Source organism: Streptomyces sp. NPDC005141 (genome assembly GCF_053599975.1).
The window spans coordinates 145,776-167,439 of record NZ_JBSFYW010000005.1 but is presented as its reverse complement, the minus strand read 5'-3'; the positions used below and the strand labels follow the sequence as shown (position 1 = coordinate 167,439).

Below are 21,664 nucleotides of genomic sequence, written 5' to 3'. Positions count from 1 at the left end.
ACTGTCCCCAGCTCCGTGACGGGCTCGGGGACGTAGGTACGGCGTGGGGGTCCCCCTGCTCGAACGGGTTCGAGTGCCTGGGGGGAGAGGGCTGGACCGCAAAGCGCCGGTCCCGGCGTCCCCGTGCAGGGGACACCGAAGACCGGCGCTGTGGGCTCGCTACTTGTTGGCAGCCGCAGCCTTGCCGAAGCGGGCCTCGAAGCGGGCCACACGGCCACCGGTGTCGAGGATCTTCTGCTTGCCCGTGTAGAACGGGTGGCACTCGGAGCAGACCTCGGCACGGACGGTGCCGCTGGAGATCGTGCTCCGCGTGGTGAACGACGCGCCACAGGTGCAGCTGACCTGCGTCTCGACGTACTCGGGGTGGATGTCGCGCTTCAAGGTGTCTCCTAGATTCGGGAGGGCACCGGGTCGCCGCCGCGGGATGCGGGGTGCGTGAACCGGGGCCGACGTACCAGTCTGCCAGCACTGGCCGTATCCCCCAAAACGGGGGGACGCGACGATCTATTCCCAGGGGCTCCGCGCACAGGTCAGCCGGGGCTGACGACGCCCTTCGCGGTGCCGGTGGCGGTGCCCTTGGTGGCCGCCTTCGGGATCGGCCGGTCGTCCTTCAGCGCCTTCCAGACCAGCTCGGCCTTGTCCTTGTCGACCAGGACACGGTTGGCGTCGGCGCTGTCGTACTGGACCGGCATCGTCACCATGGTCATGTGGGACGAGCTGATGCCCTTGAGGCCGCTCGCGAAGGAGGCGAGGTCGGTGACACTGCCGATGTCGGAGTCGGTGGTGACCGCCTTGGTCGCGGTGTCGGCGAGGTCGTACAGCTTTTTCGGGTTGGACAGGATCCCTATGTGCTTGACCTGGTCGACGAGCGCCTTCATGAACGCCTGCTGGAGCTGGATACGGCCGAGGTCGGAGCCGTCGCCGACGCCGTGCCGGGTCCGGACCAGGCCGAGTGCCTGCTTGCCGTCGAGTTCGTGCGATCCGGCCGTCAGGTTCAGATGGCTCTCGGGGTCCTTGATGTCCTTGGTCGTGGTGACCGTGACACCGCCGAGGTCGTCGATCAGCTTCTGGAATCCGCTGAAGTCGACCTCGATGTAGTGGTCCATGCGGATGCCGGTGACGGACTCGACGGTCTTCACCGCGCAGGCGGCGCCGCCGGTGGAGTAGGCGGAGTTGAACATCACGCCGGAGGCCGCGTCGTGGCGGGTGCCCTTGGCGTCGACGCAGGAGGGCCGCTTGATGAGGGTGTCGCGGGGGATGGACACCACGCTGGCCTTCTTGTGGCCCTTGTACACGTGGACGACCATCGCGGTGTCGGAGCGGGCGCTGCCGTCGTCGGTGCCGCCGCCCAGCTTCTTGTTGCCGCCGGAGCGGGTGTCGGAGCCGAGGACCAGGATGTTCTCGGAGCCGTTGTCGACCTTCGTGGGCCGGTCGCTGCCGAGCGCCTGGTTGATGTCGACGTTCTTGAGGTTGCCGTTGAGCTTGAAGTACAGGTAGCCGGCTCCGGTGCCGCCGAGCACCACGATGCCCGCCGCGGTCCAGGCCGTGACGAGCAGGGCCTTGCTCCGCGTGCTGCGGGTCCTGCGGCGACGGCCCTTGGCCCGGCGCGGGGTGCTGTTGCCGGGGTCGCCCGGTATGGCGGGCTCCGGCGTGCTCTCGGCAGGCATGTGCTCCTCGGTTTCCTTTGCGGTCGGTTACCCCCTGCTTTCAGGGCCAGGCCCATCTGGTCGTGACGAGGCGTACCGCTCCATGGTCACTCCGTACGGTCAGACGGGGAAACCCGGGAAAGGGTTGCACAACGAAATGTGCCCACCGCGTGGCGCGATGGGCACATTCCGTGATCGGTGAGATCGGGAAGAACCCGCTCACCTGCGATTTCAGCCGAAGATGTCGTACTGCTGGAAACCGGTGCCGACCGAGATCCGCGTGGCGAAGATCTCGCTGGTGGCCTTGCCGGTACCCGGGTACAGGTACAGCGTGCCGCCGGAGGTGCGGGCCAGGAAGTCGGCCTTGCCGTCGCCGGTCACGTCACCCACGGCGTCGAAGGCGTTGTAGCTGCTCCAGGTGCGCACCTTGATGCGGCTGGAGAAGGCTTCGCTGCCGGTCTTGCCGGTGCCCTTGTACAGGTAGATGTACGAGCCGGTCTTGCTGCGCGCGATCAGGTCGGCCTTGCCGTCGCCGGTGAAGTCGCCGTGCCCGCGCACCGAGTTGTACTGGCTCCAGCCGGTGCTGACCTTGACCCGGGAGGAGAAGGTGCCGTTGCCCTTGCCCGGGTACTGCCACATCGCTCCGGAGGAGTCGACGGAGAGGATGTCGGGCAGGCCGTCGCCGTTGAGGTCGCCAGGCGCGATGATGCGCTGACGGGTACCCCAGCTGCTGAAGATCCTGTCGGTCGACCAGTCGCCGTTCGACACCACGTAGTGCATCCAGTAGACGTCTCCGGTGGCGCTGTCGCGGACCACGAGGTCCTGGTAGCCGTCACGGTTCAGGTCCGTCTGGAGCACGACGTTGACGCCGTCCCAGCCGCCCCACGACTCGCGCGTGGCGAACGAGGTGCCCTTGGAGTCCTTCGAGTAGCCCTTCTTGGTCGACGCGCTGCGGACCCACAGGTCGGCCTTGTGGTCACCGCTCAGGTTGGTGTCCTCGACGCGCGGGTAGGCGGCACCGACATAGGTGCTGACCTTGGAGAAGACGCTGTACGCGCCCTCCGCGACGCAGTCCTCGACACCCCAGGAGACGACACCGACGATGCGGCCGTTGACGATCAGCGGGCCGCCGGAGTCGCCGTTGCAGGCCGTGGTGGTGCCCGCGTCGGAGCCGGTCGCCGGCTTGCCCGCGCAGACCATGTGGCCCTTGACGAAGTCGCTGCCGTAGGTGGCGCCGCACGTGCCGTCCGAGTTGATCGGCAGCTTGGCCGTCTTCAGCGTCTCGGAGATGTCGTCGGTGGTGGAGCTGGTGCGGCCCCAGCCGTAGAGCGTCGCCTCGGTGCTGGCCGCGTACGAGGCGGTGTCGCCGGACGTCGTCATGCGGATCGGCTTGGCGGTGACGGGGTTCGCCAGCGTGATGACCGCGATGTCGTTGTCGATGGTCGTCGAGCTGTACGACGGGTGGTTCCACTGCCGCCAGGGGGCGCTGACCGTGGCCCCTGCCGGCAGGTCGCTGCCGCTCGGCAGCTGGGCGGTGCCGGTGATGACGGCGCCGTTGGCCTTCCAGTCGTAGCCCTTGACGCAGTGGGCGGCGGTGAGGATCTTCGTCGGCGACACGACGGAGCCACCGCAGAAGAAGCCGAGGTCGTCGGCCTCGCTCGTGGTGCCCTTGTCGTCGTAGTACCAGAGCTGCGCCATCCACGGAGCCGTGGCGATGGTGGTCGTGGTGCCGCCGATGATCTTCGGGTCGACCTTCGCCGTGTTCGTACCGGCGCTCAGCGACGCCTTCCGGCTCGTCCGGCCCGCGGTGTCGTCACCGGCGACGGCGCCCGCGACGCGCTTCTCCAGTACCGCCTGGGACGGCGTGGAGTTGCCGACCTTCACGGTCGGCGTGGGCGGCGTCGAACTGGGCGCGGCGTTCGCCGACGAGATCAGGAGCGCTCCGGCGACCGCGGCGGCGAGGCCGGCTGCGGCGACCGGGACGGCGATCCGTATGCGGCGTCTGTGCCGACCGCCCCCGGACGTGGACGTATCCACTCAAGTCCCCCCTCAGAGTCAAGAGTTCACATCTGCTTCAGCAGAAGTTCAAGGGCGCGATCGTACACGTGTCCCGGGCAGCGCAAAGGACCGCCCCCGTCACGTGCGTGACGGGGGCGGTCCCTGGTGGTTCTTGCCCTGTGGACTCAGTCGTTGCCGTTGCCCGGCGACGGCGTGGTCTTCTGGATCTGGAGCAGGAACTCGGCGTTCGACTTCGTCTGCTTCATCTTGTCGAGCAGCAGCTCGATCGCCTGCTGCTGGTCGAGCGCGTGGAGCACGCGACGCAGCTTCCAGGTGATGGCGAGCTCGTCGCTGCCGAGCAGCAGCTCTTCCTTGCGGGTACCGGACGCGTCGACGTCCACCGCCGGGAAGACGCGCTTGTCGGCGAGCTTCCGGTCGAGCTTGAGCTCGGCGTTGCCGGTGCCCTTGAACTCCTCGAAGATGACCTCGTCCATGCGCGAGCCGGTGTCGACGAGCGCGGTGGCCAGGATGGTCAGCGAGCCGCCGTCCTCGATGTTGCGCGCGGCACCGAAGAAGCGCTTCGGCGGGTACAGCGCGGTCGAGTCGACACCACCGGACAGGATGCGGCCGGAGGCCGGGGCGGCGAGGTTGTACGCACGGCCCAGACGCGTGATCGAGTCGAGCAGCACGACCACGTCGTGGCCCAGCTCCACCAGACGCTTGGCACGCTCGATGGCGAGCTCGGCGACCGTGGTGTGGTCCTCGGCCGGACGGTCGAAGGTCGAGGAGATGACCTCGCCCTTGACCGACCGCTGCATGTCGGTGACTTCTTCCGGACGCTCGTCGACCAGGACGACCATCAGGTGGCACTCGGGGTTGTTGACGGTGATCGCGTTGGCGATCGCCTGCAGGATCATGGTCTTGCCGGTCTTCGGCGGGGCCACGATCAGACCGCGCTGACCCTTGCCGATCGGCGCGACGAGGTCGATGATCCGGGTCGTCAGCACGCCCGGGTCGGTCTCCAGGCGGAGCCGGTCCTGCGGGTACAGCGGCGTCAGCTTGTTGAACTCCGGTCGCCCGCGCCCGGATTCGGCCGCCATGCCGTTCGCCGAGTCGAGGCGGACCAGCGCGTTGAACTTCTCGCGTCGCTCGCCGTCCTTCGGCTGACGGACCGCACCGGTGACGTGGTCACCCTTGCGCAGGCCGTTCTTGCGGACCTGGGCGAGGGAGACGTACACGTCGTTGGGACCCGGAAGGTAGCCCGACGTACGGATGAACGCGTAGTTGTCGAGGATGTCGAGGATGCCCGCGACGGGGATCAGCACGTCGTCGTCGGCGACCTGCGGCTCGGCGATCTCGTCGCGTCCGCGACGCCCACGGCGGTCCCGGTAACGGCCCCGCCGGCCGCGGCGGCCGCCCTCGAAGTCGTCGTCGTCCTGCGGGCCGTTGTCGCGCGGGCCGCTGTCACGCGGACCGTTGTCACGCGGCTGCTGGCGGTCCTGACGGCCGCCGCCCTGCTGCTGACGGTCCGGACGGTCCTGGCGCTCCTGACGGTCCGGGCGCTGTTGCCCGCCGCCCTGGCCGCCCTGGCCGCCCTGCTGCTCGTCACCCTTGTTGCCGCGGCGGTCGCGGTCACGGCCGCCCCGGTCGCGGTCACGGCGCTCGCGACGCTCACGACGGCCGTCGGCACCCTCGGCGTCGCCCTGCGGCTGCGCCTCGGCCTTCGGCTCGCTCTTCGCCTCGGCGGCGACCGTCTCGGGGCTGCCCGCGTCGGCGGTGGCACGGCGACGGCGGCGCTCGGCGGGGGCGTCGTCTCCCCCACGCTCGGCTTCGCTCGCGCGGGAGGGGCCGCCGGCCGGCTGGCCGGGGATCTCGATCTGCTGCTGGGCCACGGCCTTCTCGGCGGCGACCTTCTCGGCCTTCGTCTCGGCCGGGGCGGCGGCCTCGTCGCCCGTGCGGGCCTTCGAGGTGGTCCGGCGCTTCGGCTTGGTCTCGGCGGCGTCGTCGGACGCCGTCTTGGCCGGAGCACCTCCTCCCGCCTGCGCCTCCTTGATGACCTCGATCAGCTGGCTCTTGCGCATACGCGCGGTGCCCCTGATTCCGAGGCCGGATGCGACCTGCTGCAGCTCGGCCAGCACCATGCCTTCGAGGCCGGTACCGCGGCGTCGCCTGGAGCCGGCACCGGTGGCAGGCGCGGAGGCGTCCGTGGCGGGCGCGGCAGCGGTCTCCTCGACACGTGCGCCCATCAGATCGGTGGTGTCGCTCACGAAGGGTCCTTCCCTGGAGCGGACGTCGGCCTGTCTGGCTCGGCGACCGGTTGTGCTGTCCGGCTTTGGTCCTTGCTATGTGGACCGTGCCGGGGCGGTGGTCCGCCAAAGCGGCGGAAGAAATATCTGGTGATGACGATTACGGAGCCGTGGCACTGAGGTTCGGTGTCATCGGCTCGGTCACGCCGGTTCCGGAGCGTGCTCAGCACTGCTCAGCGCATAGCACCCAATGCAAGGCACAAAGCAGTTTGGGAGGCTCCCGGAAGAATGGGTGTCCCGGACGGGGACGCGAAGCACCTCGCCATGGTGGGGTCGGGTGCAGACTTGAGGTTAACACTACCGGATCCAACAAACATTCCCCCTCTCCAAATCCGGCAACCGTGCGTCGTCAATTGACCCCGACAGGTGCGAGCGGCAATACGCACGCCCCCTGGGCGTCGAGGTCCAGACGGTTGGCGGCCCAGCTCTGACCTGCGAGATCGGCCACCTTGTCGGCCGACGCGCGGTCCGCCAGCGCGAGGACCGTGGGCCCCGCGCCGGAGATCACCGCCGGAATGCCGTCGGCGCGCAAGCGCTCCACGAGAGCCGCGCTCTCCGGCATCGCGGGAGCACGGTATTCCTGGTGCAGCCGGTCCTCTGTCGCGGGCAGCAGAAGCTCGGGGCGCCGGGTCAGGGCCTCGACGAGCAATGCGGCGCGACCCGCGTTGGCGGCGGCGTCGACATGCGGAACGGTGCGCGGCAGCAGACCGCGCGCGGTCTCGGTGAGGACGGGCTTTCCCGGTACGAAGACCACCGGAACGATGGAATCGGTGGGCTCCATCCTGATCGCCCGCGCGGCGCCGGACTCCATCCAGGAGAGCGTGAAACCGCCGAGCAGACAGGCCGCGACGTTGTCGGGATGCCCCTCGATCTCGGTCGCGAGCTCGAGGAGCGCGGTGTCGTCGAGCCTGCTGTCCCCGCCTATCGTCACCGCGCGGGCGGCGACGATGCCGGCGCAGATGGCGGCGGAGGAGGAGCCGAGACCCCTGCCGTGCGGAATGCGGTTGGCGCAGACGATCTCGAGGCCGCGCGGCTGTCCGCCCAGCAGATCGAAGGCGGTGCGCAGGGAACGTACGAGGAGATGCTTCTCGTCGCGCGGCAGCGTCTCGCTGCCCTCACCCGCGATGTCGATGTGCAGCCCGGAGTCGGCCACCCGGACGACCACGTCGTCGTACAGCCCCAGTGACAGGCCGAAGGCGTCGAAGCCCGGGCCGAGGTTGGCGCTGGTGGCGGGGACGCGCACCCGGACGGCGGCGGCGCGGAACGCTGGACCGGCCATCGCTCGATGACTCTCCTTGAGCTGCGTGATGTACGAGATTCTCGAAGAACTGCGGAATGAACTGACTGCGACGGGCGGGCACCAGGACCCGGAGGCCGCAAGGACGGCGCGGCACCGCGGCATATGCGGCGGGCGGGTTCGGTACAGCTTATCGAAGGAAGGTTCTGTGGCGACATAGGGCGCACAGGAGGCGCACGATGCGTGTCGTAAGCCCCCCGTGCACCCCCCCGTCGGGTCGCCGTGGGGGCGACCCTCCGGGGGCGGGCGGATTCCATCTGCTTTCCGACGGTTTTCCGCCCGCCTTCGGCGCGTTCTGCCACGTTCGGCGGGTTCCGCCGTGTCCGACGGGACCGGCGGCCCCGCCTGGCGGGTTCACGCCTGGCGGGTTCACGCCTGGCGGTTTTACGCCAGACCGAGCCGCTCCGCCGCCGTCGCCGCGTCCACCGGGACCGTGACCGGCTGCGGGGCGCCCGCGACGGCCCAGTCGGGGTCCTTGAGGCCGTTTCCGGTGACGGTGCAGACGATGCGCTGCCCCGGGTCGACCTTGCCCTGCTCGGCGGCCTTCAGCAGACCGGCGACGGACGCGGCGGACGCGGGCTCGACGAAGACGCCCTCCTGAGCGGCCAACAGCCGGTAGGCGCGCAGGATCTCACGGTCCGTCACCTCGTCGATGAGGCCGCCCGACTCGTCCCGCGCGGCCAGCGCGAACTTCCACGAGGCCGGGTTGCCGATCCGGATCGCGGTGGCGATCGTCGACGGGTCCTTGACCACCTCGCCGCGCACGATCGGCGCCGAACCGGACGCCTGGAATCCCCACATGCGCGGAGTGCGCCGGGCGATGCCGTCGGCGGCGTACTCGGTGTACCCCTTCCAGTACGCGGTGATGTTGCCCGCGTTGCCCACCGGAAGGACATGGATGTCGGGCGCGTCGCCGAGCATGTCCACGATCTCGAAGGCGGCGGTCTTCTGGCCCTCTATACGCACCGGGTTGACCGAATTGACCAGCGCCACCGGGTAGTTGTCGGACAGCGAGCGCGCCAGTGTCAGACAGTCGTCGAAGTTGCCGTCGACCTGGAGGATCTTGGCGCCGTGGATGAGCGCCTGGCCCATCTTGCCGAGCGCGATCTTGCCCTGCGGCACGAGGACGGCACAGACCATCCCGGCGCGTACGGCGTAAGCGGCGGCGCTCGCCGAGGTGTTGCCGGTGGAGGCGCAGATGACGGCCTTCGCGCCCTCTTCCTTCGCCCGCGTGATGGCCATGGTCATACCGCGGTCCTTGAAGGACCCGGTCGGGTTGGCGCCCTCCACCTTGAGGTGGACCTCGCAGCCCGTGCGCTCGGAGAGCACCTGCGCGGGCACGAGCGGCGTGCCGCCCTCACGGAGCGAGACGACCGGCGTGCTGTCGGACACCGGAAGCCGGTCCCGGTACTCCTCGATGATTCCGCGCCACTGGTGGGTCATTGCTGGTTACTCTCCTTCAACCCGCATGATGCTGGCGACACCCCGCACGGTGTCGAGGCTGCGCAGCGCCTCGACGGTCCCGTCCAGGGACGCGTCGGACGCACGATGAGTGACGACGACGAGGGAGGCCTCGCCGTCCTTGCCCGACTGACGCACGGTGTCGATGGACACGCCGTGCTCGGCGAAGACGGTGGCGACCTGAGCGAGAACACCCGGTTTGTCGGCCACGTCGAGGCTGATGTGGTAGCGCGTGACGACCTCGCCCATGGGCGAGACGGGCAGCTGGGTGTACGCGGAGTCGCCGGGCCCGGTGGCACCGCCGAGCCTGTTGCGGCAGACGGCCACCAGGTCGCCGAGGACGGCGGAGGCGGTCGGGGCGCCGCCCGCGCCCGGCCCGTAGAACATCAGCTGTCCGGCGGCGTCCGACTCGACGAACACGGCGTTGTATGCGCCACGCACGGAGGCCAGCGGGTGGGTCAGCGGAATCATCGCGGGATGCACGCGCGCCGTCACCGATCCCCCGTCGGCGGCCCGCTCACAGAGGGCGAGCAGCTTGATGGTGCAGCCCATCTCCTTCGCCGAGGCGAAGTCGGCGGCGGTGACCTCGGCCATGCCCTCGCGGTAGACGTCGTCGAGGCGCACGCGCGTGTGGAAGGCGATCCCGGCGAGGATGGCGGCCTTGGCGGCGGCGTCGAAGCCCTCGACATCGGCGGTCGGGTCGGCCTCGGCGTACCCGAGCGCGGTGGCCTCGTCGAGGGCTTCCTGGTAACCCGCCCCCGTGGAGTCCATCTTGTCGAGGATGAAGTTCGTGGTGCCGTTGACGATGCCCATCACCCGGTTGATCTTGTCTCCGGCGAGGGACTCGCGCAGCGGCCGGATCAGCGGGATGGCGCCGGCGACGGCTGCCTCGTAATAGAGGTCCCTGCCGTGCTGCTGCGCCGCCGCGTGCAGGGCGGCACCGTCCTGGGCGAGCAGCGCCTTGTTCGCGGAGACGACGGAGGCGCCGTGCTCGAACGCGGCGGTGATCAGCGTACGGGCGGGCTCGATGCCGCCGATGACCTCGACGACGACGTCGATGTCCCCGCGTTTGACGAGGGCGGTGGCGTCGGTGGTGACGAGATCGGGGTCGATGCCCTCGCGCACCTTGGAGGGGCGGCGGACGGCCACGCCCGCCAGCTCGACGGGGGCACCGATCCTGGCCGCGAGGTCGTCGGCGTGCGTCGTCATGATGCGCGCCACCTCTGAGCCGACAACCCCGCAGCCCAGCAGCGCCACCTTCAGCGGACGCGTACGCATCATCCGACCTCGTTTCCTCATACCGTCTTCGGTTGGACCAGTCTCACTCACCGGACGGGAGTTTCTACCCTTCGTCCGGATCGTGAGACGTCCATTTCATTTTTCTGCTAGGTGACGACAGGAGATCTTCCACCCGATACACCCGGTACTTCCGATCACCCGCCGTCACCTCCAGGCACCCGCCGTCACATCCGAGGCGCCTGACGCCTCACTTCGCCCGTCAGCCCACGTCGAGACGCAGAAGGTCCTCCTCCGTCTCGCGGCGGACGATCACCCGCGCCGCACCGTCCTTCACCGCGACGACCGGCGGACGCAGCGCGTGGTTGTAGTTGCTCGCCATGGACCGGCAGTACGCGCCGGTCGCCGGGACCGCGATGAGGTCGCCCGGGGCCAGATCGGCGGGGAGGAAGGCGTCCTTCACGACGATGTCACCACTCTCGCAGTGCTTGCCCACGACGCGCACCAGCATCGGCTCGGCGTCCGAGGTGCGCGAGACGAGAGACACGCTGTACTCGGCGTCGTACAGCGCGGTCCGGATGTTGTCGGACATGCCGCCGTCCACCGAGACGTACGTCCGCAGCCCGTCGAGCGGCTTGATCGTGCCGACCTCGTACAGCGTGAACGCGGTGGGGCCGACGATGGCGCGCCCCGGCTCCACGGAGATCCGCGGCGTACGCAGCTTCGCGGCCTCGCACTCGCGCGTCACGATCTCGCTCAGCGCCTTGGCGATCTCGTGCGGCTCGCGGGGGTCGTCGTCGCTGGTGTACGCGATACCGAGGCCACCGCCGAGGTCGATCTCGGGCAGCTCGACGCCGTGCTCGTCCCGCACCGCGGCCAGCAGCGCGACCACCCGCCGGGCGGCGACCTCGAACCCGGCCATGTCGAAGATCTGCGACCCGATGTGCGAGTGGATCCCCACGAGTTCGAGCGCGTCGAGCGCGAGCGCCCGCCGTACGGCCTCGGCGGCCTGCCCGTCGGCGAGCGCGATCCCGAACTTCTGGTCCTCGTGCGCCGTGGCGATGAACTCGTGGGTGTGCGCCTCCACGCCCACCGTCACCCGGATCTGCACCCGCTGCCGCTTGCCGAGGGACTGCGCGATGTGGGCCACCCGCACGATCTCCTGGAAGGAGTCGAGCACGATCCGCCCGACGCCGGTCTCGATGGCCGTACGGATCTCGTTCTCGGACTTGTTGTTGCCGTGGAAGGCGATGCGGTCGGCGGGCATCCCGGCGGAGAGGGCGGTCGCCAGCTCGCCCCCGGAACACACGTCCAGGTTGAGCCCCTCCTCGTGCAGCCAGCGCACGACGGCGCGCGACAGGAAGGCCTTGCCCGCGTAGAAGACGTCGGCGTCGTGCCCGAACGCGGTGCGCCAGGCACGCGCCCGCTCCCGGAAGTCGGTCTCGTCGACGAAGTACGCCGGCGTGCCGAACTCCTCGGCGAGCGCGGTGACTTCGAGCCCTCCGACGCTCACGACACCGTCGTCCGTACGGCTGACGGTGTGCGCCCACACCTTCGGGTCGAGGGCGTTGAGGTCGGCGGGCGGCGCGCTGTAGTGGCCCTCGGTGAGGACATCGGCGTGACGGGGCCCGGCGGGGTGTGCGGAACGGCTCATGTCTGTAGGGCTTTCTGCTGTGTCATCTGCTGAGTCAGAGATGTTCGGGTGCACTGATGCCGAGCAGGGACAGGCCGCCGGCCAGCACCGTCCCGGCGGCTTCGGCGAGCGCGAGCCGGGCGCGGTGGGCGGCCGAGGGTTTCTCGTCGCCGAACGGCAGAACGACGTGCTGGAAACCGAGAAGGGCATCAGCGGTGACGACCAGATGCCGCGCCAGCCGATCAGGCGCCCGATCCCGCGCGGCAACCCGCAGGACATGCGGATACTCAGCGAGAGCGACGAGGAGCTCCGCTTCGTGGGGAGGGCTGGGGAGGGCGGGGGTGGCGTTGCCCGCCGCCGAGGAGGCAGAGGGACGGCCTTCCTGGCGGGCGGCGGGGAGGTCGGCGATGGATGCGGAGGCGGGGGTGGAGGTCCCGGGGGTGGAGGTCCCGGGGGTGGAGGTGCCAACGATCGGACCGTCCGTAGGGCGGTCCGCGGGGCGCGCCCCACTGTGGGCACCGATGAAGCCGAGGGTGGCTGCGTTCCGGCGGAGGGCCCGGGTGCGGGCGTGGGCGTAGCGGACGCGGAAGAGAGGGTTGCTCTCGCGCTGGAGAAGGTGGTCGGCGCTGATCCGGGGCCGGTCGTGGGGCGCCGTGTGAAGCAGCGCCCAGCGGGCGGCGTCGGGGCCGAGGGGGGCGGGGTCCTCCGGCGCGGGCACGGGCCGGAGGTTCACGGGCTCGGCGTGGCGGACCTCGGCGCGTCCGCCCTGGGTGGCGACGATCCGTACGACGGTGTCGGCGACGACTTCGGCCCGGGTGTCGTAGGGCACGCGCAACTCGAGGACCTGCCCGGCGAGGGTGTCACCGTGCCCGTACCGCGTCCCCTGCTTCAGTACCTCTTCCACCAGTGCGGCGGACGCTCCACCACCGAGGGTGATGTTGAGGAAACCCGGGCCGGTGACGGTCACGTCGGCGACACCGGGAGCATCCGCGATGTACGGCCGGAGGACGTCCGCGACCTCCCGGGCCGGTCGCCCGGCCGGACCGGCCAGCCGGAGCGCGATGTTCGTCGCGTAGTCCCCACACCCACCCGGCCCCGGCGGGGAGACCACGGCGCCCGCGGGCACGGAGACGCCCAGTTCCCCCACGTCGACAGCACGACGCACCGCGCGCAGCACGGTACGGGAGAGCTCGACGGGAGTCACGGGACAAGCCTAGGGGAGGAGGGGGGTGGGTATGCGAGCCAGTTTGGGCGATGGTCCGGGATGTGGACGGGAGGGGTGGTGGGCGGAGCGGGTGCCGGGGTCTTTCGGGGTGGGCTCCCCGGGGGCGGGGACTCCGAGGGGTTGGGCTCAAGGGGGGCGGCTCGAGCGGTTCGGGGCCGAGCTCCGGGGCTTGGGCCTTGGACCGGAATCTGGGGCTGGACTCTGGGGCTGAGGGTTCCCAGGACAGGGGCTGCCCCGGAACGCAGGCGGCTCCGGTGGCCGCCCCTCGGTGACAGAGGGGACAGAGGGGACGGGCGCATCTCATTGATCGGCGGGTCCGGCGGAGCCCATAGCTCACCCGGGACGCCGGCCACGCCCGGTGGCCGACCTCGGCACCAGGGACCGGGCACTCCTCACCCAGCCGGTCCGGTACAGGCCGACGACCGGATCTGACCAGGTTTCTCCACACGGGTCGGGCCGGCCCGACCATCTGATGGGAGCGCTACGGCAACCAGCCCAGCGCGTAAGGCTCAATGACCGGTGCGTCCCGCACCCTCGGTCTCCTCGACGGCGCCGCCCAAGACGCCACCGCCCACCTCACTCCGCTCCATCAACTGCCTCACGAGCCGCACGAGTTCGGAAGGCTCGAAGGGCTTGGCGAGAAAGGCGTCGACACCGACGTCGAGCCCGCTCTCGACCTCGTACTGAGTACAGGCGCTGACGATGGCGATGGGGAGCTTCCGCGTCCGGGGATCCGCACGCAGCCGAGAAGCGGTTCGCAGTCCGTCCAGCCGAGGCATCACGACGTCGAGCGTGACGACATCGGGCCGAACCTGGTGAACGACGTCCAGACACTCGGCACCGTCAGCCGCGGTCACGACCTCGAGACCCTCCAGCTCGAGGTTGACCCTGATCAGCTGCCGGATGACCTTGTTGTCGTCCACAACAAGCACCCGGCCGGACGCGCCTGGCACAACTCGAGAGTAGGTCCGCGCCCACCGCCGCGTCCGGGTTTTCCCCACTTCCACCCCGTGCGGGCCCCGTTACCCACCGCAGACACACCCCGCTCCCCCAAGCGCTCCCCCACGCCCCGCAACGCCACCCGCCACGGCCAAAACACGTGGCGATCACCCCGGAAAGAGCTGGTAGGGTTCTACCCGTCGCCGCACACAACGCGCCCGACACGCCCCCGTAGCTCAGGGGATAGAGCAACGGCCTCCGGAGCCGTGTGCGCAGGTTCGAATCCTGCCGGGGGCACCTTGATTCAGGTGCCCAAAGACCCCGCCACCAGCGCTTACGCTGAGGACGGGGTCTTGGCGTATGTGCAGGCAGATGCAGCCCGAAGCGGCTCTGTGTCGGGGTCTGTGGACGAGGCGTGGACGGGATCTTGGGGCGTTCCCCCAGGTGGGCCCTACCAAAGCGACGCAGCCCCGGACGAGTACGGGGCCGCATCGCGAAGCGGTATCGGTCCCCCTAGTCGGCGGTGACCCCCCAGTAGCCGATCTGCGCAGGCCTGCCGTCGCGGTAGAGCACTGTGCAGTTTCCCTGGGCGCGGCTCGGGAAGCCCAGTTGCTCGGAATCAAGAGCTGCGTCCCACTCCTCGTAGGTGGGCCGGCCGTGAGGAGCCCACGCACGCACCTCCCCATCGGTCAGGGGCCGCATGAACGGACCGTCATCGGTGTCCGCGGCTTCGATCATGAGAGGAAAGTCGAGCACGGTGCACGTGCCGCCGGTGAATATGTACTCCTGCCACTCCGGGTCACGCCACAGTTCCTCGACGGACTGGCCCTCGAAACCGTGGTTGTCCCGCGCCAACTCGTCCTCCTGAGCCTGCCGGAACGCGGCCACCAGATCACGCTGATAAGGGCCCGTGTGGCTCCACTCGTTTCCGCCCATCCCTATCCCCTCCCCATCCGAACTGCTTGATCAGGAGCGGAGCGTAAAGGACGGCACTGACAGGGCGCCCCACCCCGGCGCCGGTCACGCCATGAAGGCTCCCCCACAGCTCATGGAAAGGCCGACACTTCACCGAGAAGAGCTGGCTGAGGCCCCAATCCACGCTTGGCGATGACGGGCGACGTCGTACACCTGCTCGATCTGTTCAGCCGTCAGCACCCCTGAGAGCGGCGCCAGTGCCGACACCTCACGCTCCCGGTACACGCGCACGCTGAGCTGCGTGGCGACCACCCTCAGATCGGTCACGCCGACGAAGACGAGCACAGGCTGCACCGGTACGGGAAATCCGCAGTAGCGCTCAAGCACTCGGGCTACCCGCTTGGCCTCAGCCTGGCTCTTGCGCGCATAGGGCGTCGGCTTTCCGTGATCGACCTTCACGGAGTCGTCGCCGACCCATACGGCCTTTTTGTGATGGTGTTTCGTATTGATGCTGAACACGCCACCGGGCCCGATCAGCAAGTGGTCCACGTCCACCTTGTCGGCCAAGAGGATGGAATGCAGGACGCGCCAGCCGTGCCGCTCCAAACGGTTCAGCTCGGCTCCCACCCTCTGCTCCCCCTCAAGGCCCTTCCGCCAGGAGTCCCATTCGGCGGGGCGCCGCAGGAGCTGTGAGACGAATCGCTTGATCAGGCCTGGTCCAGATTTGTCGAGCAGAGACTCACCGGGACAGTTGGCGGACAGGTCGTCGGCAGCCGTCAGCGGCGGCAGCATCGGGGGCGCCTCAACCTCGTGCGTCCTGGGCGTCTTCTGCGGCAGGACCGGTTCGGGGTTGTTCCGTAAGTGATCTGTCAGCACGGCGATCACGTCGTCGCAATACTCGGCGACCAGGACTGTGATGTCCCCCGTCTTCACATCCGCCCAGCCGACCGCCGTGCCATCAGGCAGGTTCGCGTACAGACGATCATGTCCGTACCGCTTCCAGCGCGTGACCTGCAGCTCCACGAGTTCCCCCTCGTCCACTCTCGGCTCGAAGCATCGCAGCAGGTAAGGCTCAAAACGAGAGAGACCCCGGACAAGATGCCCGGGGCCTTGGTGGGGTGCAGGGTGTCTCACTCGTACTCGCGCAGAAGGTCCTCGATGCGCCGGTTGGCGACGTCCTGCCGTCCGTCGAGGCACTTCGCGTAGCGGGTCAGCAGCACCTCGACGCTGTTGCCGGCACGCTCTGCGACCTCGGTCGGGTCGACGCCGGCGTTGAGCCACGTGGACAGTGCGGAGTGACGGAGGTCGTACGGCCGACTCGCGAGAGGCGAGGAAGCGGCGGCTGGCGGGAGCGCGAGGAGCCGGGCCTCTTGCCAGACGCGGTAGTAGGTCGAGGACGGGACGACCGAGCCCTTCTCGCTGAAGAAGAGGCGCCCGTCGTCCGCTGTACCGAAGGTGGCCAGGTGCTCACGGAACACGGCGACGAGGTGAGGCGGAATGGGTACCCGCCGGACGTCCTCGGTCGGCCGGTTCTTCAGCCCGCGGTCATCGTGGGTCTCCCCAGAATCGGTCCACTGCTTGCCGACCGACGGACGCGTTCGGTGAAGCACCGCCGAGCCCCAGCCCTGTTCGGGGAGGATCAGGTCTGTCTCCGCGAGGCCGACCGTTTCAGCCGGCCGAAGGCCACCGAAGTACATCGCGGCGAACAGACCCACGAGACGACGGCCGCGGGCACGCCGGTATCCACCCACGTAGGAGACGGCCGCCAGGAGGTTACGAGCCTGCTCCGGGTTGGCGACTACGCGCGGGTCCACCTGATTGGAGACCTTCGGTTTCTGCCAGCGAACCGCAGTGATGGGGTTCTCTCGCAGCTCCCCCAGGTCGACCGCGTAGTTCGTGGCATTGACGAGCGTCCGACGCTTGCGCCGCACGGTCTCCGCCGCTGCCGCTGTGCCGTCGAGCTTGAGCTTCAGCGAGTCGAGGACCGCTCGGGCCGTGGCTGGATCAGCAAGATCGGCGAGCGGCCGGGAGGCCTTGGACACCCAGTGCAGAACGTTCCGCACGTCGTCCGGGACTTCCCGATCGTCGGGCCCCGGCAACACGAAGGCCCAGTTGCGCAATGCCTTGCGGATCACCTCATCGGACGGCCGTCCGGCACGCTCGTCGAGGAGCTCCAGCGTCACGCTGGTGAGGGATTCATTGATGCCGTCCCTCGTATTGGGGGCGGCATGGGGCCACTTCATGGCCAGGTATCTGAGGGCGAAGGCGTACCAGGACACGGCCGACTTCTTCTCTTCCATCGAGGCCGGGAGGCCCGACTCGGTGTCGAACTCTTCACCGTCGCGCATCGCTCGCATGAGCTTCGTGCGGAAGTGGTCGGCGAGCGCCTTCGTGCGGAATGACTCCGAGAGCACGTTGCCGGCAACGGACCAGCGGACACCGTACGAGGGCGTTTTGGTGTCCCGCTTGCGAACCGCCCAGACCTTCACGTCAAGGGACTTCACGCCGCTGCCTCCAGCTGTCGAAGCCACGTGGTGAAGTCGCTACGCCATACCCGGAGCTCTCCGTTGGGCAGCTTGAACGCGGCCGGCCCGTATCCCAGCTCCCGCCAGCGGTAGAAGGTGCGGCGAGAGACGCCGCCCAGCTCGGCGAGGATCTGCGGGACGGTCATCAGTTCGTCTCGTCGACGGTCCACAACGAGTCTCCTTCCGTGTCCGGGGTGTCGGGTCGCCGTGAGGTGGCGAGCCAGGATTCAGCAGCAGTCAGGCCGGTGCCGGCGAAGCGCCAGTGCGAGAGGACAAGGACGGTGTCCGGATCGGGCATGGGGTGGCCGGCGAGGGCTGCGCGTTCGCGGGTGAGTGCTTCGTTGTGGTCGGCGCGTTCCTGGCGGAGGGCGCCGAGGGTGACGGAGTACGCGCGGGATTTCGTCGAGAAGTGGCCGCGGAAGCCGAACATGTGGGCCCACTTGCGCAGCCGGAGTTCTTCGAGTTCGGGGAGTGCGCCGAGGTGCCAGCAGGTGAGGATCATCTGCCGGGCGTGGTCGGTGACGTCGGTGCCGATCAGGTCGGTGATGGGGTTGCGGATCGGGCGGTCGATGGTGCCCGTCGCGCTCTCCGCGCCCTTGGTGGCGTACTTGGCGATGTAGGCGGCGACGGCCCGGCTGGTCAGGTCGGTGGTTCCGGTGAAGTCGGCGGAGCGGATCGGGCGGATGTCGAGCTGTTCGCCGAAGCGGAAGGTGTGGGCGCGCCCGTCGAGGGTTGGGCCGGGGGTCTCGGCGAGCCGGACGGCGGAGCGGATCGCGTCGGTGAGGAGTTCTGTCGTGGCCCAGACGGGCGGGGGGTCCTCGGCACCTTCGGGGCCGTCGAGGCGGATCACGGCATGGAAGTGCACGGCTCCGCGCCGCTGGTATTCGGCGACCTTGGCGTACGAGAGCTTGAGGCAGTGGCGCAGTTCGGAGCGGGTGATGTTCGCGCGCGTCGCGATCTGTTGGCGTAGGTAGGTGGTGAAGCGTGCCCACAGGGCACCGGCGTGCGCGTTCCAGAGAACGGCACCGCGGTAGTCGTAGCGCTCCGGGTTCAGCGGGGTTCCGAGGGCGGGGTCGTCGTCGGGGTGGAGGCGTCCGCAGCGGCAGCGGCCGCCGCCGGGCCGGTTGTGGACGGGGCCGAAGGACGGGGCGGTGAAGGTGGCGAAGACGCGGGGGTGTTGGGCGACGGCCGGGCCGATCCCCTTGCCACCGCTCAGACCGGCCGTGACGAGGTGGAACGTGTCCTTGCGGTAGACCTCGGCGCAGGCGGCGCAGCGGGTCGCGCGGCGGTTGTTGCAGCGGATGAGGAGCTGTCCGGCGGGAAGGTCGCGGTCGAAGATCTCGCGGACGATCTCGCCGGTTGCCGCGTGGACGTCGAGGCGGTGGCCCTCCATCCGTACGGGCCGCTCGCAGCCGCTGAGGCGCTGAACCTGGTGTGCGTAGGTGCTGAGGTCGCCGTGCTGGGCGAGGGCTGCCAGTTGGCGGATGGCTCCGGTGGGAGCCTCGGGGCGCATGTGCGGGTGCCTCCTTGGAGGGGCGGAAGTTCGGGACGGGCATCCCAGCCTGCATAGGGGGCTAGACGGCGTGGGCAGGCCGGGATGTTGCGCAGACGAGGTCAGCGGCGGTCGCTCTTGAGGATCGAGCGGATGACGACCGCGCAGACGGCCACGGAAGCGGCGGTGACGGCGACCGCGAGGAGCATGGAGACCAGGACCGCGCCGACGACCAGGACTAGGGCTCCCCCACCGGCGGCGAGGGTGAGCACGCTGCCCGGGGTGAGTTGGACCGCCGGCCGGTTGGAGGAGGGAGCCGCCGGAACCGGGGCCGGGGCATAGGCGGTGGGTTTGTAGGCCGACGGGCTGTAGATCACCGGGGGCGTGCTGGCGGGCATTGGGGCGGTGTCCGGGCGGGGGTACTTGGGGGTGAACACGGGGTGGTCCCTTCGGTGGTCAGTCGAGGAGCGTGGCGACGGCGGGGGCGAGGACGCTGTTGGCGACGAGGTAGCCGCCGAGGAGGAGCAGGGCGACCAGCCACCAGGGCGGGCGAGCAAGCTGGATGCCGAGGACGGCGACGACGAGCACGGCGAACCAGAGCGGGACGGTCATGGCAGCGGTCTCCTGTCAGGCCTTGCAGCGGTGGGTGCGGGCGGCGAGTTCGGCGGCGGCACGGCTGTCGCACTCGGTGGAGAAGTCGCAGCGGGGTGCGGTGCAAGCGGCGAGGTGGCGGTTGCGACCGCGGGCGATGTACGAGGCGACCTGCACGGGGCCGATTCGGCGGACGTTGCGGAAGCGCGGGTTCACGGTGTTCGTCCCTTCTCAGAGGTGGGCGGCAACAGCGGCAGTCATGGACGGAGGCAGGCCGAGCCGGGCACGGACGGCGTCGGGGTCTGCGGCGAGACCGGTGATGGCGCGGTGTTCCTCGGCCAGGGCATGGGCGCGGTCGACGAGGGCGGGCGGGAGGGGGACGGCCGGGGCAGGCGTCGGGGCGGGGGCAGCCGCGACTGGTTCGGGGAGTGCGGCCGGCTCCGAATCGGATTCCGGGCCGGTGACCAGGGCCGGAAGCGCGTCGCGTTCGGGCGCGTCGACCGCAGCCGGAACGTGGGCCGGTTCGGTGTCCGTCTCGGGCGTCGCCGTGGCCGTCGATGCGTCCGGGGTGCGTGGTGTGTGGGCGAGCAAGGTTCCGCCGAAAAAGGCGACGGCGGGCCAGCCGGCCACCACGACGCGGAGCGACGCGGGGACGTCGTCCAGGTCGAGGAGCCCGGCAGTGGCGATGTTGGCCCCGAGGGATGCGGCCAGGGCGATCAGGAACCACAGTCGTGGTCCCCCGGCCGGTTGTCCGGCGCGCTGCTGTTCGCGCATCCGGCGCCAGGCGGCGACGAGCAGCAGGTCGACGGAGACGGGGTAGGCCCATGCCTTCCAGCCGCCCTGTCCGGCCGCGTCGGCGAGGTCGTGGAGGTGCGAGAAGGACAGTGCACCCGCGATGACGGCTTGGACGATCACGGCGTCCACACGGGCCAACTGGGCGCGCATCGGCTCGGGTTCCTTCCTGTTCGAGGCATGGGAGGGGTAGGGATGCGGCGCGAGGCGGTCACGCCGACCGTGGGGAGGGCGGTGCGGCTACTCGGTCACCGGGCGCGCGGTGGGCACGCCGGCCGGGATGAGTCCCTTGGAGGACTCGACGGCGACGACGGACCGGAAGGCGTCGAGGCGGGGCAGTTCCGGCACCAGGGCGGCCGTGTCGCGGCAGATGGCCGCCGCCTCGTCGAGGGACAGGTGCGGAGAGCGGGCGCGGGACCAGCCGCCGGAGGAGTCGCCGACGATCGCGACGCCGGGCCGTTCGGCCGGGATGGAGGTGGCGGCGAGGGCCGCTTCCGGAGAGATGTCGGCGAGCGCCATGTTCGCCGAGGACTCGTCATTGACGCGGTGGCAGATGCGACCGGTGAGCTGGGCGCGGAGCATGGTCGCGCCCTTGCCGAGTTCGGAACCGAAGCGCTGCCCGCACACTTCGAGATAGATGCCGGCCGCACGGCCGAGCTGGGCGATCCGGATCAGCTTGGTGACCATGGCGTCGCGTCGCTTCTCGTCGTCCCGGCTCGCGGCGAGGAAGAGTTCCGCGACCTCGTCGACGACGACCACGACCGGCACCGGCCGCACCGCATCCGGCAGCCCCCACACATCCGAGGTGAGCACGGCATCCGGGCCCGCAGCAGACGAGAGCCCGATCAGACGGAACCGTGCCTCCATCTCCTCCAGTAGGACGTCAAGAAGCTCGTTCGCCCGGTCCGGCGTGTCAGCAAGCGCGGACAACCGCGGCGCGAACGGAGCCAGTTCGACACCCCATTTGCAGTCGACGCCGACGAGCACGACCCGCTGCCGGGCCAGGCCGCACACCAAGTTTCGCAGGTAGACAGACTTGCCGGACTGCGTTGCGCCGAGGATGAGTTCATGCGGCACGGCACGGAAGTCCCGTACGTGCCACCGTCCGTCATCCCGAAGCGCCAGCGGAAGGGTGAGCGGCCCGCGCTGCTTCCATCGTCGTGCGGGCTGCACGTCGGAGAGAACGTCCCAGCCGATCAGGCGCAGTTCGAGCCAGCCCGGCCTGGTCGGGCGGATGTGCACGGCGTGCGCGGCCCAGGCATGGCGCAGCCGGTCAGCCGAGGCCATGAAGTCCTCAGGAGCCTGCCCGGTCGCCATACGCAGACGCATCACAAGCCCGGACCCGGTCGGCCACGGCAGCGACCGACGAGGCGAAACGGGGGCGGCTTCCCGCCCGATCATCCGGGCCGTGGCCCGACGGACGGCCGAGGCCGGGACCGTCAGGCCGCACGCGTCCATCGTGGCCCGGTAGGTGGTGAGCACCCGCAGCGCGACGAACGGATAGCCGACCAGCCACCAGAACGCGACCGGTGCACGGCGGCGCAGGACGAGCACGGCGACGAGTGCCAGCAGGCACAGTGCCAGCGTCCAGACGGTGTCAGTCATGGC

20 protein-coding genes and 1 tRNA gene are annotated in these 21,664 nt (G+C 69.8%); 1 reads left to right on the top strand and 20 read right to left on the bottom strand.

Annotated elements, in window-relative coordinates; genetic code table 11:
- Window positions 1-159: 159 nt before the first annotated feature.
- The 10 genes from rpmE to ACWD68_RS06140 all read right to left on the bottom strand — a co-directional run bounded on the left by rpmE (window position 160) and on the right by ACWD68_RS06140 (window position 13,809).
- Entirely contained in the window at window positions 160-381 is a 222-nt protein-coding gene (gene rpmE / locus ACWD68_RS06185; protein ID WP_100595864.1) for a 50S ribosomal protein L31, read from the bottom strand.
- Between the two features lie 149 nt (window positions 382-530).
- A complete protein-coding gene (locus tag ACWD68_RS06180; RefSeq protein WP_451805290.1) occupies window positions 531-1,667 on the bottom strand; it encodes an LCP family protein in 1,137 nt (378 codons plus the stop codon).
- Between the two features lie 210 nt (window positions 1,668-1,877).
- Window positions 1,878-3,683, bottom strand: coding sequence for a trypsin-like serine protease (locus ACWD68_RS06175; protein WP_451805289.1), 1,806 nt, complete (start codon window positions 3,681-3,683; stop codon window positions 1,878-1,880).
- 146 nt (window positions 3,684-3,829) lie between these two features.
- Window positions 3,830-5,911 (bottom strand): transcription termination factor Rho, encoded by a 2,082-nt coding sequence (gene rho / locus ACWD68_RS06170; RefSeq protein ID WP_451805288.1) that lies wholly within the window; start codon window positions 5,909-5,911, stop codon window positions 3,830-3,832.
- Between the two features lie 388 nt (window positions 5,912-6,299).
- A complete protein-coding gene (gene thrB / locus ACWD68_RS06165) occupies window positions 6,300-7,229 on the bottom strand; it encodes a homoserine kinase (RefSeq protein WP_451805287.1) in 930 nt (309 codons plus the stop codon).
- Between the two features lie 402 nt (window positions 7,230-7,631).
- The gene (gene thrC, locus ACWD68_RS06160; RefSeq protein ID WP_451805286.1) at window positions 7,632-8,690 is read right to left on the bottom strand and encodes a threonine synthase; all 1,059 of its coding nucleotides are present in this window, start codon (window positions 8,688-8,690) and stop codon (window positions 7,632-7,634) included.
- A 6-nt stretch (window positions 8,691-8,696) separates the two neighbouring features.
- Complete coding sequence (locus ACWD68_RS06155; RefSeq protein WP_451805285.1) at window positions 8,697-9,989, bottom strand: homoserine dehydrogenase; 1,293 nt, start codon at window positions 9,987-9,989, stop codon at window positions 8,697-8,699.
- Window positions 9,990-10,206: 217 nt separating this feature from the next.
- Entirely contained in the window at window positions 10,207-11,598 is a 1,392-nt protein-coding gene (gene lysA, locus ACWD68_RS06150; RefSeq protein ID WP_451805284.1) for a diaminopimelate decarboxylase, read from the bottom strand.
- A gap of 34 nt (window positions 11,599-11,632) precedes the next feature.
- Complete coding sequence (gene nrtL / locus ACWD68_RS06145) at window positions 11,633-12,781, bottom strand: ArgS-related anticodon-binding protein NrtL (protein ID WP_451805283.1); 1,149 nt, start codon at window positions 12,779-12,781, stop codon at window positions 11,633-11,635.
- A 530-nt stretch (window positions 12,782-13,311) separates the two neighbouring features.
- Complete coding sequence (locus tag ACWD68_RS06140; protein WP_451805282.1) at window positions 13,312-13,809, bottom strand: response regulator; 498 nt, start codon at window positions 13,807-13,809, stop codon at window positions 13,312-13,314.
- Window positions 13,810-13,966: 157 nt separating this feature from the next.
- On the opposite strand from ACWD68_RS06140, the gene ACWD68_RS06135 reads away from it, so the two are divergent.
- Window positions 13,967-14,038: transfer RNA gene (locus tag ACWD68_RS06135), tRNA-Arg, on the top strand.
- 216 nt (window positions 14,039-14,254) lie between these two features.
- On the opposite strand, the gene ACWD68_RS06130 is transcribed toward ACWD68_RS06135, so the two are convergent.
- The 10 genes from ACWD68_RS06130 to ACWD68_RS06085 all read right to left on the bottom strand — a co-directional run bounded on the left by ACWD68_RS06130 (window position 14,255) and on the right by ACWD68_RS06085 (window position 21,661).
- Window positions 14,255-14,677, bottom strand: a complete 423-nt coding sequence (locus tag ACWD68_RS06130; protein WP_362274705.1) for a hypothetical protein — start codon at window positions 14,675-14,677, stop codon at window positions 14,255-14,257.
- Between the two features lie 129 nt (window positions 14,678-14,806).
- Window positions 14,807-15,679, bottom strand: a complete 873-nt coding sequence (locus tag ACWD68_RS06125) for a nuclease-related domain-containing protein (RefSeq protein ID WP_451805281.1) — start codon at window positions 15,677-15,679, stop codon at window positions 14,807-14,809.
- A 107-nt stretch (window positions 15,680-15,786) separates the two neighbouring features.
- Window positions 15,787-17,160: a tyrosine-type recombinase/integrase gene (locus ACWD68_RS06120; protein WP_451805280.1), complete on the bottom strand. Its 1,374-nt coding sequence runs from the start codon at window positions 17,158-17,160 to the stop codon at window positions 15,787-15,789.
- A complete protein-coding gene (locus ACWD68_RS06115; RefSeq protein ID WP_451805352.1) occupies window positions 17,157-17,327 on the bottom strand; it encodes a helix-turn-helix transcriptional regulator in 171 nt (56 codons plus the stop codon). Before ACWD68_RS06115 ends, ACWD68_RS06120 begins: the two co-directional genes overlap by 4 nt.
- Complete coding sequence (locus ACWD68_RS06110; RefSeq protein WP_451805279.1) at window positions 17,327-18,694, bottom strand: replication initiator; 1,368 nt, start codon at window positions 18,692-18,694, stop codon at window positions 17,327-17,329. Before ACWD68_RS06110 ends, ACWD68_RS06115 begins: the two co-directional genes overlap by 1 nt.
- Window positions 18,695-18,795: 101 nt before the next feature.
- Window positions 18,796-19,110 carry a SpdD protein gene (locus ACWD68_RS06105; protein WP_451805278.1) on the bottom strand — a complete coding sequence of 105 codons (315 nt, stop codon included), beginning with the start codon at window positions 19,108-19,110 and terminating at the stop codon, window positions 18,796-18,798.
- Between the two features lie 19 nt (window positions 19,111-19,129).
- Window positions 19,130-19,285, bottom strand: a complete 156-nt coding sequence (locus ACWD68_RS06100; RefSeq protein ID WP_167467581.1) for a hypothetical protein — start codon at window positions 19,283-19,285, stop codon at window positions 19,130-19,132.
- Between the two features lie 15 nt (window positions 19,286-19,300).
- Window positions 19,301-19,480, bottom strand: a complete 180-nt coding sequence (locus ACWD68_RS06095; protein ID WP_451805277.1) for a mobile element transfer protein — start codon at window positions 19,478-19,480, stop codon at window positions 19,301-19,303.
- Window positions 19,481-19,495: 15 nt separating this feature from the next.
- Window positions 19,496-20,209, bottom strand: coding sequence for a DUF2637 domain-containing protein (locus tag ACWD68_RS06090; RefSeq protein ID WP_451805276.1), 714 nt, complete (start codon window positions 20,207-20,209; stop codon window positions 19,496-19,498).
- Between the two features lie 87 nt (window positions 20,210-20,296).
- Window positions 20,297-21,661 carry an FtsK/SpoIIIE domain-containing protein gene (locus ACWD68_RS06085; RefSeq protein WP_451805275.1) on the bottom strand — a complete coding sequence of 455 codons (1,365 nt, stop codon included), beginning with the start codon at window positions 21,659-21,661 and terminating at the stop codon, window positions 20,297-20,299.
- Between the last annotated feature and the right edge of the window lie 3 nt (window positions 21,662-21,664).